The organism is Pseudobacillus badius (genome assembly GCF_002189605.1).
Classification (GTDB): Bacteria; Bacillota; Bacilli; order Bacillales; family Domibacillaceae; genus Pseudobacillus; species Pseudobacillus badius.
The window spans coordinates 84,470-99,142 of sequence record NZ_MWMM01000006.1 but is presented as its reverse complement, the minus strand read 5'-3'; the positions used below and the strand labels follow the sequence as shown (position 1 = coordinate 99,142).

Annotated in this window: 15 protein-coding genes and 2 riboswitches; of the genes, 6 read left to right on the top strand and 9 right to left on the bottom strand. The window is 46.8% G+C overall.

Annotated elements, in window-relative coordinates:
* The first annotated feature begins 71 nt into the window (after nucleotides 1–71).
* From B1A98_RS12020 to B1A98_RS12005, 4 genes are all read left to right on the top strand, one after another.
* Entirely contained in the window at nucleotides 72–872 is an 801-nt protein-coding gene (locus B1A98_RS12020) for an ABC transporter ATP-binding protein (protein WP_063386082.1), read from the top strand.
* On the top strand, nucleotides 869–1,792 hold the full coding sequence (locus B1A98_RS12015) for an iron-hydroxamate ABC transporter substrate-binding protein (RefSeq protein WP_063386081.1): 924 nt from the start codon (nucleotides 869–871) through the stop codon (nucleotides 1,790–1,792). Before B1A98_RS12020 ends, B1A98_RS12015 begins: the two co-directional genes overlap by 4 nt.
* A gap of 86 nt (nucleotides 1,793–1,878) precedes the next feature.
* Nucleotides 1,879–2,889 (top strand): FecCD family ABC transporter permease, encoded by a 1,011-nt coding sequence (locus B1A98_RS12010; RefSeq protein ID WP_063386080.1) that lies wholly within the window; start codon nucleotides 1,879–1,881, stop codon nucleotides 2,887–2,889.
* Nucleotides 2,886–3,893, top strand: coding sequence for a FecCD family ABC transporter permease (locus B1A98_RS12005; RefSeq protein ID WP_063386079.1), 1,008 nt, complete (start codon nucleotides 2,886–2,888; stop codon nucleotides 3,891–3,893). The genes B1A98_RS12010 and B1A98_RS12005 overlap by 4 nt, the downstream gene beginning before the upstream one ends.
* Before the next feature lie 98 nt (nucleotides 3,894–3,991).
* Here the strand turns inward: B1A98_RS12005 and B1A98_RS12000 are convergent, their stop codons facing one another.
* Nucleotides 3,992–4,801, bottom strand: a complete 810-nt coding sequence (locus tag B1A98_RS12000; protein ID WP_063386150.1) for an SDR family NAD(P)-dependent oxidoreductase — start codon at nucleotides 4,799–4,801, stop codon at nucleotides 3,992–3,994.
* A 239-nt stretch (nucleotides 4,802–5,040) separates the two neighbouring features.
* Between B1A98_RS12000 and B1A98_RS11995 the strand changes: the two genes are divergently transcribed.
* Entirely contained in the window at nucleotides 5,041–6,378 is a 1,338-nt protein-coding gene (locus tag B1A98_RS11995; protein ID WP_063386149.1) for a cytochrome ubiquinol oxidase subunit I, read from the top strand.
* Between the two features lie 33 nt (nucleotides 6,379–6,411).
* A complete protein-coding gene (locus B1A98_RS11990) occupies nucleotides 6,412–7,449 on the top strand; it encodes a cytochrome d ubiquinol oxidase subunit II (protein WP_063386078.1) in 1,038 nt (345 codons plus the stop codon).
* A gap of 66 nt (nucleotides 7,450–7,515) precedes the next feature.
* On the opposite strand, the gene B1A98_RS20200 is transcribed toward B1A98_RS11990, so the two are convergent.
* The 8 genes from B1A98_RS20200 to hprK form a co-directional block, all read right to left on the bottom strand.
* Nucleotides 7,516–7,713, bottom strand: coding sequence for a hypothetical protein (locus B1A98_RS20200; protein WP_125474395.1), 198 nt, complete (start codon nucleotides 7,711–7,713; stop codon nucleotides 7,516–7,518).
* Nucleotides 7,710–8,579: a formyltetrahydrofolate deformylase gene (purU, locus tag B1A98_RS11985; protein WP_063386077.1), complete on the bottom strand. Its 870-nt coding sequence runs from the start codon at nucleotides 8,577–8,579 to the stop codon at nucleotides 7,710–7,712. The genes B1A98_RS20200 and purU overlap by 4 nt, the downstream gene beginning before the upstream one ends.
* Before the next feature lie 31 nt (nucleotides 8,580–8,610).
* On the bottom strand, nucleotides 8,611–8,931 hold the full coding sequence (locus tag B1A98_RS11980; RefSeq protein WP_063386076.1) for an iron-sulfur cluster biosynthesis family protein: 321 nt from the start codon (nucleotides 8,929–8,931) through the stop codon (nucleotides 8,611–8,613).
* A gap of 71 nt (nucleotides 8,932–9,002) precedes the next feature.
* Nucleotides 9,003–9,086, bottom strand: a riboswitch (glycine riboswitch).
* A gap of 3 nt (nucleotides 9,087–9,089) precedes the next feature.
* A riboswitch (glycine riboswitch) is annotated at nucleotides 9,090–9,191 on the bottom strand.
* A gap of 74 nt (nucleotides 9,192–9,265) precedes the next feature.
* A complete protein-coding gene (locus B1A98_RS11975) occupies nucleotides 9,266–9,874 on the bottom strand; it encodes a class I SAM-dependent methyltransferase (protein WP_063386075.1) in 609 nt (202 codons plus the stop codon).
* 11 nt (nucleotides 9,875–9,885) lie between these two features.
* Nucleotides 9,886–10,842: a peptide-methionine (S)-S-oxide reductase MsrA gene (msrA, locus tag B1A98_RS11970; protein WP_063386074.1), complete on the bottom strand. Its 957-nt coding sequence runs from the start codon at nucleotides 10,840–10,842 to the stop codon at nucleotides 9,886–9,888.
* Nucleotides 10,843–10,894: 52 nt separating this feature from the next.
* Complete coding sequence (locus B1A98_RS11965; RefSeq protein ID WP_063386073.1) at nucleotides 10,895–12,430, bottom strand: aldehyde dehydrogenase family protein; 1,536 nt, start codon at nucleotides 12,428–12,430, stop codon at nucleotides 10,895–10,897.
* 12 nt (nucleotides 12,431–12,442) lie between these two features.
* Nucleotides 12,443–13,537, bottom strand: a complete 1,095-nt coding sequence (locus B1A98_RS11960) for an SDR family oxidoreductase (protein WP_063386072.1) — start codon at nucleotides 13,535–13,537, stop codon at nucleotides 12,443–12,445.
* Between the two features lie 128 nt (nucleotides 13,538–13,665).
* On the bottom strand, nucleotides 13,666–14,598 hold the full coding sequence (gene hprK, locus B1A98_RS11955) for an HPr(Ser) kinase/phosphatase (protein WP_063386071.1): 933 nt from the start codon (nucleotides 14,596–14,598) through the stop codon (nucleotides 13,666–13,668).
* Nucleotides 14,599–14,673 lie beyond the last annotated feature (75 nt).

Here is a 14,673-nt window from a genome sequence, read left to right as displayed (position 1 = left end):
ATAAGCGAATTATAGTATGTAGATGAATGAAACTGATAATCATTATCATTTATTACGGAGGAAGTGAGGCTATGATTCGTCTCTGCACAGATGGCTTAAATGTGGGCTATAGCGAGCGGTTAATTGTTAAAGAACTAAGCATGGAAATCCCTGACAAAAAAATCACGGCCATTATCGGTTCAAATGGCTGCGGAAAGTCTACTTTGCTAAAGGCCATTACCCGCCTGATCCCCCATCAATCCGGGACAGTCCTTTTGGATGGAGAAAATATTGCAAAAGAAAATACAAAAGCTCTTGCCAGAAAAATGGCGATTCTCCCTCAAACACCAGAAAGTGCAAGCGGCCTTACCGTCGGCGAATTAGTGTCTTACGGGCGCTTCCCTTATCAAAAAGGCTTTGGACGCTTAACAGAAAAAGATGATCAAGTCATTGACTGGGCGCTTGCCGCGACTGGCACGCAGGACTTTAAATTTCTTCCTGTAGATGCGCTGTCCGGGGGGCAGCGCCAGCGCGTCTGGATTGCCATGGCTCTTGCCCAAGAGACAGACATTATTTTTCTGGATGAGCCGACAACCTATTTAGACATGGCCCATCAGCTGGAGGTGCTGGAGCTTTTACAAAAACTGAATCGTGAACAGGAACGCACTATTGTGATGGTGCTTCATGATTTAAATCAAGCGGCCCGGTTTGCTGATTATATTGTTGCCCTAAAGGACGGGAAAATCGTTAAATCCGGAAGCGGCGAGGACGTCATGAAACATGAGGTGCTGAAGCAGGTATTTCATATTGACGCCGAAATCGGGCGGGACCCCCGAACAAACAAACCAATGTGCCTAACTTATCACTTAATCAAAGGAGAAAAGGAAAAATGAAAAAAATAATTATTTCATGCTTGCTGCTGATCGTGCTCGTTCTGAGTGCATGCAGCGGCGGAGAATCTGATAAGAAGAAAGCAGCCTCCAAAGAAAGCAAGCCGAAAATGATCACTTATGAAGCTGAAACGGGACCGGTCAAAGTACCTGCCGATCCGAAACGCGTGGTTGTTCTTCAATCATTTGCAGGAAACGTAATGGCTTTGGATGTAAATCTCGTTGGAGTAGATTCATGGTCTAAAATGAACCCGCGTTTCGCGAAGCAACTAAAAAATGCAGAAGAAGTGTCAGACGAAAATCTGGAAAAAATTATCGAGCTTAATCCCGATTTAATTATTGGCCTATCGACGACCAAAAATATTGATAAGTTAAAAGAAATCGCTCCTACCGTTACATACACATACGGAAAAGCAGATTACTTAACGCAGCATATTGAAATCGGCAAGCTTCTTAACAAAGAAAAGGAAGCGCAAGCCTGGGTGGATGACTTTAAAAAACGGGCCCATTCAGCCGGAAAAGACATTAAAGCCAAAATCGGCGAGGATACAACCATTTCCGTTATTGAAAACTTTGACAAGCAGCTCTATGTATTTGGTGATAACTGGGGACGAGGAACGGAAATTCTCTATCAGGAAATGAAGCTGAAAATGCCGGAAAAAGTGAAAAAAATGGCCTTGAAGGATGGATATTATGCTTTGTCTTTAGAGGTTCTTCCTGAGTTTTCCGGAGATTATGTAGTTCTCAGCAAAAATTCAGATACTGATCATTCCTTCCAAGAAACAGACACATATAAAAACATACCGGCCGTCAAAAACAACCGTTTATTTGAAGTGAACGCCAAAGAATTCTATTTCAATGACCCTATTACGTTAGAATTTCAGCTCGACTACTTTGTTCAACACTTTCTTGGCAAGCAATAAGGAAAATGGGAACGTCTCCTCTTTATTCCTGGCTGCGGCAAGCAAAAAAATCGACCCTATTTCATAAAAGAAAAGATGAGAGATGAATGAAAAAAGAAAATCAACGCTTTACTTTATTTATCTATCCATTGACAGCCGGGATTTTTGTGTTCGTCCTGTCGTTTGTTGCTGCTCTCATGCTTGGAGCGGCAGATACAACCTTCAAAGATGTGTGGCTGGCAATCGCTTCTGATGCCAATGGCAAAAATATATCTCTTATTCGCGAAATCCGGCTGCCGCGCGAAGTGGCTGCGGTATTCGTTGGAGCTGCCTTAGCTGTTTCAGGCGCTATCATGCAAGGCATGACAAGAAATCCGCTGGCCGATCCCGGACTGTTCGGGCTGACTGCCGGGGCAAATGCCGCCCTTGCTGTCACCATTGCTTTTTTCCCTTCAGCCAATTATTTCTATCTCATGGTGGCTTGCTTGATCGGGGCTGCGGCCGCGGCCGGCATGGTATTTGGCATTGGCATGCTGAAAAAAGGAGGATTCTCTCCCCTCCGAATTGTACTGGCAGGCGCAGCTGTCTCAGCCTTTTTATATGCTGTAGCTGAAGGCATCGGCCTTTATTTCAAAATTTCAAAAGACGTATCTATGTGGACATCGGGAGGCTTGATCGGGACATCCTGGAAGCAGCTAGAAATTATTATCCCGTTTATTTTAATCGGTCTTTTCATGTCTCTTCTGCTGTCCAGACAGCTGACCATTTTAAGCTTAAGCGAGGAAGTAGCCACCGGACTAGGCCAAAAAACCAACCTTATAAAAATGATTCTCTTCTCAGTCATCGTTCTGCTGGCCGGCGCAGCTGTGGCTCTTGTCGGAAATATGGCCTTTATCGGGTTAATGGTGCCTCATATGGTAAGAGCGGTTGTCGGAACAGATTATCGCTTCATCATTCCGATGTCCATTGTGGCCGGCGCTTCGCTGATGCTCATTGCTGATACGCTTGGACGGACGATCAGCTCTCCCTATGAAACACCGGTGGCGGCCATTGTAGCGATGATGGGGCTGCCGTTCTTTCTGTTCATTGTCCGAAAAGGAGGCCGCATGTTCTCATGATTCAACCTGCAGTGATCAAAAAACAGCGAATCATTTTATGTATGCTGTGTGCGCTGATTCTCGCTACAGCCATCATCGGCATAAGAATGGGATATGTGTCGCTGCCTTATGACAGGATCATTCCCACCCTTCTTGGACAAGGGACATTTAAAGAAGAATTTATTTTATTTTCCATTCGTTTGCCGCGAATGGTCCTTACCTTGCTGGCCGGGATGGCACTGGCATTATCCGGGGTTATTTTGCAAGGAATCACACGCAACGATTTAGCTGATCCCGGGATTATTGGGATTAACTCTGGCGCCGGTGTCGCCATCGCGCTTTTCTTCTTGTTCTTCCCGGCCAAAGCGGATTCCTTTGTTTACGCGCTGCCGCTCATGGCTTTTGCCGGCGCTTTATTAACAGCCGGTCTCCTATACGTTTGTGCCTATAACAAAACGACCGGCCTGCAGCCGGTCAGGATGGTGCTTGTCGGAGTCGGCTTTTCTATGGCTCTCTCCGGCCTGATGGTGATCTTGATCTCATCTGCTGAACGTTCCAAGGTGGACTTTATCGCCAAATGGCTGGCCGGAAATATTTGGGGAACTGACTGGCCTTTTGTTTGGGCGCTCCTTCCGTGGCTGGCCCTGCTGATTCCTTTCTCCTTGTATAAAGCGAATCGGTTAAATCTTCTTGGCTTAAATGAACCGACAGCCATCGGCGTAGGCGTAGCGATCGAAAAAGAGCGCTTGACGCTGCTTGTAACAGCGGTTGCCTTAGCCGCTTCAGCGGTTTCAGTCACAGGCGGGGTTTCCTTTATCGGGTTAATGGCCCCCCATATGGCCAAAGCCTTGGTCGGTCCCAGACACCAGCTGTTGATTCCTGTGGCTGTTCTTACCGGCGGCTGGCTGCTGCTGCTTGCCGACACGATCGGACGCAATCTGGCTGATCCGGATGGTATTCCAGCCGGCATTATCGTCGCTTTAATCGGCGCTCCCTATTTTATATATTTGCTATTGAAGAAATAGTGAAAAGCCCATCGCACAGGCGATGGGCTTTTCAGACGCTTGGCTGGAACAGCTGATTTTCATTCCAAACCCCTTTTGTTTTTCAAATCAGCAGCTGATCATTTCGAGCGGGATTGCTCCATAAACTCATTGAAATCAGCGATGCTCGGGTTGCCCATATAATGTCCGCCTTCTACCTGGATCGTTTGTCCGGTAATGAACTTGGACTCATCTGAAGCAAGGAACAACACCGTGTATCCGATATCATCCGCCTCGCCGTGATAAGGCAGCGCATTAAATTTAGAAAAGATATCGAGTACGGCTTCCGGCATGTTTTGCTTCGCTGCAGGGGTTAAAATCAATCCCGGCGCCACAGCGTTGCAGCGAATATTTTCTTTTCCATACTGAGCAGCAATATATCTTGTGAGGTTCACTACCGCCGCCTTGGACGCACCATACGCCGAACGAAGCGAGTCACCGGCGAAGGCGGCCATCGAGGCTGTATTGATGATGGACCCTCCCCCTGCTTTAATCATATGAGGAATGGCAAATCTGCTTCCCAATAGAACGCTTTTTGTGTTGACATTCATTAGGCGATCCCATTCTTCCAGATCGATATTGACAACATCCAGATCTTTTTGCAGGTTAGTTAAGCCCACGTTGTTAAAGAGAACAGTAATCGTTCCATAGTTCTCAACTGTAAAATCAACCGCTGCTTTAATGGAATCTTCATTTCCTGCATCCAGAAAAACAGCAGCGGCTTCTCCGCCTTGTTTCTTGATGTTCTCTGCTGCTTCTTTGGCTCCTTCTACATTAAAGTCAGCGATGACCACCTTGGCTCCTTCCTTAGCCATTAATGTAGCTGCTGATAACCCAATACCTGAAGCTCCTCCTGTTACAAGAGCCACTTTTCCTTCTACCCGTTTCATTTCTGTCACTCCTTTATTATATGCCTGCTGCTGAGGCTGCTTTGTATCGTTCATTTCTCCCATCTCCACTATTTTAACACTTAAATATTTATAGTTAAAATAATTTCACTTTAGCAAACAGCAAGCTAGCAGAACGGCCAGGCTTCTTTAGCATTTCCAGACAAGGAGATGAAGTATCTTACATATTCTTGCTTTTTGTTGGAAATGATAGGAGACAGACAGAAAGGACGGAAGAAATGATGGATAATTTATTGATTGCACGCTCCTTGTTCGGAATGACGATGGCCTTTCATATTATTTTTGCGACGATTGGCGTCGGACTGCCTTTAATGATTTTGACAGCGGAGTTGCTATATCAAAAAACAAAAGATACAGATTATGCAGTAATGGCGAAGCGCTGGACCAAAACATTTGCTGTTCTGCTGGGAGTCGGCATTCCATCCGGCACGATTGCCGGGGTCCAGCTATCCTTGCTCTGGCCGGGGTTCATGGAGACCATTGGCCGGGTCATGCCGCTGCCATTTCAAATTGAAATTTACGCTTTCTTTATTGAAGCGCTATTTATGTCGATCTATGTCTACGCAGCTGAACGGATCGCTCCGTGGATGCGGATTATCAGTTTAACGCTAGTAGCCTTAGGGGCCTTAGCCTCTGCTGTCTTAATTACAAATGTGCACGCTTTTCAAGGAACGCCGGCAGGATTCCGATATGAAAACGGAAAATTCTTCGACATTAATCCATGGGAGGCTTTTTTCAATCCAAGCTTTTTTGTGACGGCCGGGCATGTCGCCTTGTCGGCCTATGTAGTCGGTGCTTTCGTCGTTGCTTCTGTAGCGGCCTTTAAAATGATGAAAAACAAGCATGGTTCCCGAGTCTATCTTTTTCATCAAAAGGCTTTAGTGGCGAGTCTCGTGTTAGGAGGAATTTTCTCGTTATTAACAGCTGTTAACGGGCATGAATCCGCTCAATATTTGCATGAATACCAGCCGGAAAAATTGGCTGCGGCTGAAGGATTGTTTGAAACGCAGTCGCATGCTCCCTTGGCCATCGGAGGCATCACGGACCGGGAAACACAGTCTGTTAAAGGCGCAATTGAAATTCCCTGGGTCCTAAGCTTTTTGGCAGGCAACAGCTTCGATACGGTTGTTGTCGGGTTAAATGACTTTCCTGAAGAACTGTGGCCGCCCTTATTTATTCATACCCTCTTTAACGCGATGGTCGGGATCGGCTCGCTGCTCATCCTCATTGCTCTGCTCGGCATCATTTGGAAAAAACTCTTGAAAAAGGACCAATTCCCCCGCTGGTTTCTATGGGTATTCGTCTTATCCGGGCCGCTCGCTGTTATTGCGATTGAGTGCGGCTGGATATTCGCCTGCTCGGGAAGGCAGCCATGGGTGATTTACCGCGTGCTGGCCACCGCTGATTCCGTCACATCTGCGACGAACCTCGGCGTCCTCTTTCTCGCGTTCTTTAGTGTCTATGTTCTTTTGAGCATCACGGTAGTGGTTGTGCTGCTGTATTTCTTCCGAAAGCATACAGAGCTGGACGACCTTCAAAAAGCCGAAAGCAGAGCTTAACAATTTTACTTAATTCGATAGGAGGCGAGGCAGATGACCAATGAATTAATCGCCATTACGATATTATGGGGATTCGTATTTATTTACTCCATCATGGCGACGATGGATTTCGGCGCAGGCTTCTGGTCGATGATTTATCTGAACAGGGAAAAAACGAAAGCAACCAATATTGCCAACCGGTATTTGTCTCCTACATGGGAAGTGACCAATACGTTTATTGTTGCCTTAGTGGTTGCGGTGTATAGTTTATTTCCGAAAGCAGCGTACACGCTCGGTACCATTTTGCTCATCCCTGGAAGCCTTATATTGCTGCTGCTGGCTATTAGAAGTGCCTTTTTAGTTTTCTCGAACATTGCCACGGAATATAAAAAACCGCTCACCTACGTTTCGGGCATTACCGGCATCTTAATACCCGGCCTGTTAATCAGTGTTCTGCCAATTTCTCATGGGGCGTTTATCGACTACAGAGGCGGACATCCCGTTCTCAGCCTGCAAAAGCTGTTTACCAGTCCAAGCGAATACGCCTTTATCGGCTTTGCCATTAGCAGCACCTTGTTTTTGTCTTCCTTGCTGTTAGCCGATTATTCGAAAACCTCCCGCGAAATGGAAGCCTATAAAGTTTATTTGCGGGATGGAAAAATCTTAGGGCCTCTTTCTGTACTAATGGCCTTTGTGATTATGCTCACGTTAAAAACGGAGACGCCTTGGCTATATAAGCGAATGATGGAAGATCTCCCGCTTCTGCTCGCTTCCCTCGGCTTTTTCTTAATCGGCGGGCTCGCCTTATTTCTTCCTTCATATGCCGATAAAAACATACAAGGCATGCCGAGAATTGCAGTGATAGCTGTCACGGTTCAATATTTCATTGCGAGCTATGTATACGGAAAAGCACATTTGCCGTATATTGTGTATCCTAATATAACGATCCAGTCCAGCTTTACAGACCCTAACTCCTTCATGGCAGTATTCGCTACTTATATTGTCGGCTTCGCGATTCTCTTTCCCGGGTTCATTTATTTTTGGAGCCTGTTTATGCATGATAAACGGTATTTGCGGCAGAAAAGCCGGTAATTGGCGCACTAGAAAAAAGGAGCTGGGCAAGAGGCCATTTTCATGACCCTTTAGCCCGGCTCCTTTTCAGCGAAAAATGGTTTCCGGCTGCCATTGATTGAACAGCGAAGCAACTAAGACCGCCAACGCATAAAGAAGCAAAGCAATCTGCAAAAGCCCGGGCTTCTCTTGCTGTTTATTCCATAGAAAAAGTCCGATACACAAGGCGGCCAATAACATGCACGTGCCATCAAGCAAGAGTTGATTGCCTACCATCAGGCTCAAGTAAATACAATCGTTTTATTGCCGTGTACAATAATTTTATCCTCTACATGCCAGGAGACCGCTTCGGCAAGCACGCTTCTTTCCACGTGGCGGCCGGCGATTTTTAAATCTTCCGCGGTATAGCGGTGGTTAACCCGCAAAATATCCTGTTCAATAATCGGGCCTTCATCCAGCTCATTTGTGACATAATGAGCCGTTGCCCCGATCAGCTTGACCCCGCGGTTAAACGCCCGGACATACGGATTGGCCCCTACGAATGCCGGCAGGAAAGAGTGATGAATGTTAATAATTTGATTTGGATACTTGGCGATAAAACCGGGAGACAGGATTTGCATATATCGCGCAAGAACGATAAAGTCCACTTTTCCTTCCAGCAGCTCCATCGCTTTATGTTCAGCTTCCTCTTTCGTTTCATGGGACAGAGGGATGTGGCAGTAAGGAATGCCGTAGCTTTCCACGATATCCTTCAAGTCTGGATGGTTGCTGATCACCATTGAAATTTCTACTGGAAGCTCCTTTGACTTCCAGCGCCAAATCAGCTCCATTAAACAATGATCTGCTTTAGAGACAAAAATCGCCATCCGCTTCGCTTTCGCTTTATTTTTCAGCTGCCATTCCATCGGGTAAGTTTGCGATAATTGCTGCAGCCCTTGTTCCAGCCGCTCAAGCGCCGCATCGCCCTCTTCCATGTCAAATTCAATTCTCATGAAAAAAATGCCGTCTTTCGGGTTCGTCGTATGCTGATCAAATTGAACAATATTAGCCTGATGCTCCAGCAGCACATTGGATACTGCTGAAATAATGCCCGGCTTTTCTGGACAAATCACTAGCAATTTAAAATAGTTGATATTCCCCTTTTTATGCACCGTTCTTCCTCCATCCCTAGGCGTTAAGCGTTCACTCTGCGGCACATCCGCTTGAAGTAAAGCGCTCTGCCACATAAAAACCGCTTTCCGCCGTATAATTGACCTGTACTTCTTCCCTTAAATAACGTGCCGTAAAACGGTCGATGCGAATGGGAATTCCTCCGCAATCCACCACCTTGTCATTCCGGCGCGGTTCATCAAATGCCAGCATAAACTTTACAGACAGTCCGCATCCTCCTGTAATCTCCGCGTCAATTCTAGGAAAATGCTGTTCTGCCCGCAGTCGGATGTTCAGTTCGTTCTTAGCCGATTCCGTCAGCTTAATCGTTGCATGCTGCTCCTTTGGTGCCATCTTCTCTCCGGCAGCCTCCCCTCACTTCCTTTTCTGCACGCAAAAAAGGACAGAAAAGGGTATGATCCCTTCTCTGTCCTTTTACCTGAGAGTTTAACCCCATCCCCCGATAGAGCCTTCCCCTTTGGTGGCGTGCGAACACGCGCTCTCCAGAGTTGCGTCCTATTGTGGTTCTTCTACCTGAGAGATTAATTCCAAGGGTGTTTTTTGGAACTTGCTCCTTCGGTGGCGCACGGCGCGCACTCTCCCACAATCGTCATCCGCTATATCATTCAGAATAATTTAAATATTATCTCTTGTCAATCTCTTTCTATTCTGGATGCTGAAGAAGCGGCTATCCTTCGTAACGGAAAATCAGGAAGCGTTCGTTTTCATTTTTCTCGTACAATTCCGGGATTTTCACTTCCTTTAACAGCTGAAAAGGAGTGTACATATCCAGAAACTGAATATACTCAGCGGTTGGATAGTACAAAATAAGATCAACCGGGCGCCGATGCTCTTCCACCGAGCGCAAAATATGATGCACAACTTTCATGAAAATCTGCACCGAAAAAGGGTTAAAAAAGTAAAATTTGTTCTCTTCTTTTTCGATGTCATATTCTTCTGCCGGACAGCATTCAAAACGGACGGCATTGTCCGCCCGCTTTTTCTTTTTTGAATAGCGGGCTTGGTTTTCAAGCGCCTCCTGATACAGCTGTCCATTAATTTCGATACCTGTTGCACGCGCGTGAAAACGGTGATGGATATAAAATACGAGCCGCCCTTTTCCACAGCCAAAATCAACTACTCCATCGGTTCTTTTCAGCTCGTACTCCTCAAATAAATGGTCGATCGCGTCATAAGGAGTCGCTTCATAGCGGTTATAATGAAGCGACTGATACAGCCATTCCCACGTGCCGCCTGTTTCAATCTTAAGCAGACGGTCGTATTCTTTTTCATTCATTGCTATTCCCCTTATTCAAACAAGTGTTTAAATTCCCCGTATCCTTCCTCTTCCAGCTTACTTTTGGGCACGAAGCGGAGAGCGGCCGAATTGATGCAATAACGGGCATGATCAGGGCCGGGACCGTCATCAAATACATGCCCTAAATGAGAGTCGGAGGTTTTGGCTCGCACTTCTATTCGGCGCATGCCGTGAGAGGTGTCAAGCTTTTCCGCTAATTCCATACGGCGCAGCGGCTTTGTAAAGCTTGGCCAGCCACAGCCGGCATCATATTTATCGGTCGAGCTGAACAGCGGCTCTCCTGAAATAATATCAACGTAAATCCCCTCATCCATATGGTTCCAGTACTCATTTTGAAAAGGCGGCTCTGTCGCATTGTTTCTTGTCACTTCATATTGAAGAGGCGTTAATTCCTTTCGCAGCTGCTCATCGGTTTTCTGGTTCTTCCAATGATCGCGAATAAATGTAGCCCGTCCCGACCCTTCTTTGTAAAGATTATAGTGGAAGGAGTTCTTTTTATAGTAATGCTGGTGCCGCTCCTCCGCCCTGTAAAACGGGCCGGCAGGAAGAATTTCTGTAACGATCGGCTTGGAAAAGCGCCCGCTTGCCGCCAATTTCGCTTTTGAGGCTTCCGCCATCGCTTTTTGTTCTTCATCATGATAAAAGATCGCCGTTCTGTAAGACAGCCCCCGGTCATTAAACTGCCCGCCGGCATCTGTGGGGTCGATTTGCTGCCAAAAGAGCTGCAGCAATTTTTCATAAGGAAAAACCGCCGGATCGAAAGTAATTTGTACCGCTTCATAATGTCCGGTCTGATCTGAGCAGACCTCTTCATATGTCGGATTTTCCGTATGGCCGCCGGTATATCCGGAGACCACCTCTTTAATTCCCGGCTGTTCATCAAACGGAGCTACCATGCACCAAAAACAGCCTCCTGCAAAAGTTGCCAGTTTCGATTGTTCAGTCATACCTATTCATTCTCCTTTCCATTCATTTGCCCCTTATTATATCCACAGTCCGCTATTTTCTCGGTTCCTTCTTCAACAGTTGCCGGTATGCCGCCAGAAAGCCGCGCCAGTTTCTGTTTTCCCCCCAAAAACTGCGGATTAAGCGTACAAACAACTCATATTTTCCTTCATAGGGGAACCAGTTCACTTCTTTCTTCCTGCGCCCCTTATCAACCATCACGGCTGTTTGGACACAAAAGCCCTGCATGCCGACGTCTCCATGATAAGCGCCGATTCCGCCCTCCTTGGCTCCTCCATATGGAAGATAGGGGTTAGCTACCGTAATGATCACATCATTAATGACGGCGTTGCCTGTTATGAGCCGGGAGACTATTTGCTTGCCGCGTTCAAGATCCGCCGTCCAAACGCTGGCATTTAAGCCAAAGCGGGTATCATTCGCTAAAGCGACTGCTTCCTCCTCCGTCTCAAAAGCCATAATCGGCAAAACCGGGCCAAATGTTTCCTCCTGCATAACCGCCATGCCGTGATTCACATTTGTCAGGATCATCGGCTTGATAAACATCTGATCCTCTTCCCACTTGTCGGGATGATCGCCGGCAAGCAATGTTGCCCCTTTGTCGAGCGCCTCTGTGACGTGTTCTTTAATAATGGCTGTTTGCTGCGGAAAGGTCATCGAGCCGATATCACTATCAGCAGCTGTTCCCTGCCTTAAATGCTGCGCCGCTTCCACCAAGCGATCAACAAATTCCTGATAAACCGACTGATCCACGTACACCCGTTCAACAGACATGCATACTTGGCCGCTATTCGTGAAGCCGCCCCATAAGGCCCCTTGAACTGCCCGTTCCAGGTTGGCGTCCGCGCAAACAATCATCGGGTCCTTGCCGCCCAGTTCCAGCAGCGTCGGGATCAGTTGTTTAGCCGCCTCTGTTTGAATGATTTTCCCAGTCCGCACGGAACCGGTAAAGTGAATAAAGTCCGGCTTTCCCTTCACCAGGGCGGCTCCTAATTCCTTGCCGCCATGGGCGACCTGCAAAAGGCCAGCAGGAAAGCCCGCTTGTGTGAACAGCTTTTCAATCAATCGCCCGACTAGCGGCGTCACCTCTGACGGCTTTAAAATCACGGCATTTCCAGCGGCCAGCGCCTCCACGATTGGAATCATGGAAAGCTGAAACGGGAAATTCCATGGGGAAATAACGAGCACCGTCCCCCTTGGCTTATATTCGATATAAGAACGCTTGCCAATGAACGTGAGCGGCGTTTTCACTCTTTTTGTTTTCAACGCGGCAGCCGCTCTTTTTTCAATGTGGGAAATGGAATCCACCACTGTCATGACCTCTGTTGTCAAAGCCTCAACTGATACTTTTCCAGTTGAATCACTGATGACCTTCACAATTTGATCAAGTTCCTCAATAATCTGAAGCCTTACCTTTCTTAGAAACCGAATTCTTTCAGAAATCGGCAGCCCCGACCAGCTTGCAAATGCTTGTGCAGCGCTTGCATACATCTCATGGATTTGTTCCCCATTGGTTTCTTCCAGGGTTCCGATAACCTCTTTCGTTGCCGGACTTCTGACTGTCCATGTCATCTCTTTTCCTCCTCAGTGGATCTGTATCGTTTTATTATGATCTTGCCGATGCTCTTTGTAAAACCGGACAGCCATTGAAATATAATCAGCGAAATCCGGACAAGTGATCCCTGTTCCCTGCAAATCCTTCAAGGTCTGGGAACAGTCATATTCCGTCTCCAATAAAAAATAATTGATCGTTTCTTTCTCTACCATCACCCAGCGGCGAAAAGCAGGAACAGCAAGCAAAGAAGCAACTGCAGACGGCGAAACCGTATACCGGGGCGCTTTGCCGGTCAATGCCTCACAAATCAGCCGGTAGACTTCCTTTGCTTGATAAGGCTCAGGGTCCGTTAAATGATACACTTTGTTTTCTCCGATTGGGTCCATCGCCAAAAAACAAGCAGCCTCAACAATATAGTCGACCGGAACTAAATTAAAAGGACCCTCTCCTTTACCCAAGTAAGGAATAGGCAGCCGGGCAAACTTATCAAGGAATCTCATGATGAAATACGGACCGTCAAACTTGTCTGTCTCTCCTGTCTTTGAATCGCCCATCACGATGGCCGGCCGGATAATCGTGACCGGCAGCCGGCTGCGAACCGCTTGAACAAGTGCTTCTGCCTCGTACTTCGTCGATTCATAAAAGTTTTTAAAAGCCTGTCCGCATGACAGTTCACTTTCGAATATTCTTCCCGTTCTTTTGCCAGATACATAGGCCGTGCTAAAGTATATATACCTTTCAATGTGCTCTAATTGCAAGCACCAGTCATTCACATTTCTTGTTCCCTCTACGTTGACACGATAAGCCGCCTCCCGCGGAACCGCTAAGTCGTAAATCGCAGCAAGATGAAACACATGGGTAATGTCCGTTCTTAATCTGGAAAGAAGACCTTCCTCCATCCCTAAATTCGGCATAGTAATGTCTCCGGCAATCAGCGTGAAGCGGTCCGGCGGCTGAAAGAGTTTTTGGCAGAGAGCTTGGATTTGATGTTCGGCCTTCTCTAACTGGCTGGCCTGAACAAGGAGGATAAATTGCATCCCCGGCTCCTCAACCATCAGCCTTTCAATTATTTTTGAAGCAATAAACCCTGGAAACCCCGTAAAAAAGCTTGTTTTTCGTCCCATTTTCTCGTCCCCCATCAGCAACATATTTAGATGAAGCCTGCAGAAAGCGGCTTAGTGAAGAAAAAAGACAGGACGTACCCATGAAAGGACGCATCTGTCTTTGATTGGACCTTGTAAACATTCAGCTTTTATTGCTTTTGGCCGGAATCAGCAAATTCCGATTCAATCCGTTTCATAAACTCCTCAGCCGCGCTGTAGCCTTGCTGCTGAAGATACCAATTGTTGGCTGCCGCTTCGATTAAGCCTGCTACGTCACGGCCCGGCTGGAGCTGAATTTGAATATGGGGCACGCGAACACCCATGTAGTCTGTAAACTTGGTCTCAACCTCCAGCTCATTATTCAATGAGTTATTTTGCCACTTCGTGAGCTCAATATCGAGCGCAATTCGCGTTTCCTCTTGAAACGCTTTTCTTCCATATAGCCGTACAACATTCAGCAGCCCCACGCTGCGCAGAGCAAGAAATTCTTTGTTTTTTTCATTATGCGTGCCAAGCAAGGTCTGCGGGCTCAGCTTTTTAAGCACAACGATATCATCAGCGACGAGACGATGCCCCCGGCCAATGAGCGTGTGTGCTGTCTCGCTTTTTCCTACGCCCGATTTTCCGCGCAGCAAAATGCCAATCCCCGAGACGTTTACGCACACACCATGCACTGCAATTTCCTGTGCCAGCGTTTTTGTTAAATAGGCGTCAAGCTTGCCGACGAACTCATAAGTCGACTCATGGGTGCGAAGCAAAGGGATCTTTTCCTCTGTGCAGTATTGGGGCAAGTACATCAGTTCTTCTTCATGGGCTGTAACAATAATACACGGCGGATGATATTTCACGATATTGCCGATTCGCAGCTTGCTTTCACTATCGCTTAATCTATGTAAGTAATTAATTTCATTGTTGCCGAGCACTTGAACATGTCCGCTTGGGAAAAAATCGAAATAATCGATGAACTCTAAGCCTGGACGCTGCGTCTGCGATTTCTCAATCCTCTGCTGCAATTGATCCTCTCCCGCCAGTACTTCTAATGAGAACCTGCGGACAATATCTTCAACCGTAATAGATTTCATAATGAATGTGCTCTCCCTCCTTATGATGATAAATAATAGATTGCTTTAAAAACTGCTCTTTTGACGGCACCGGAG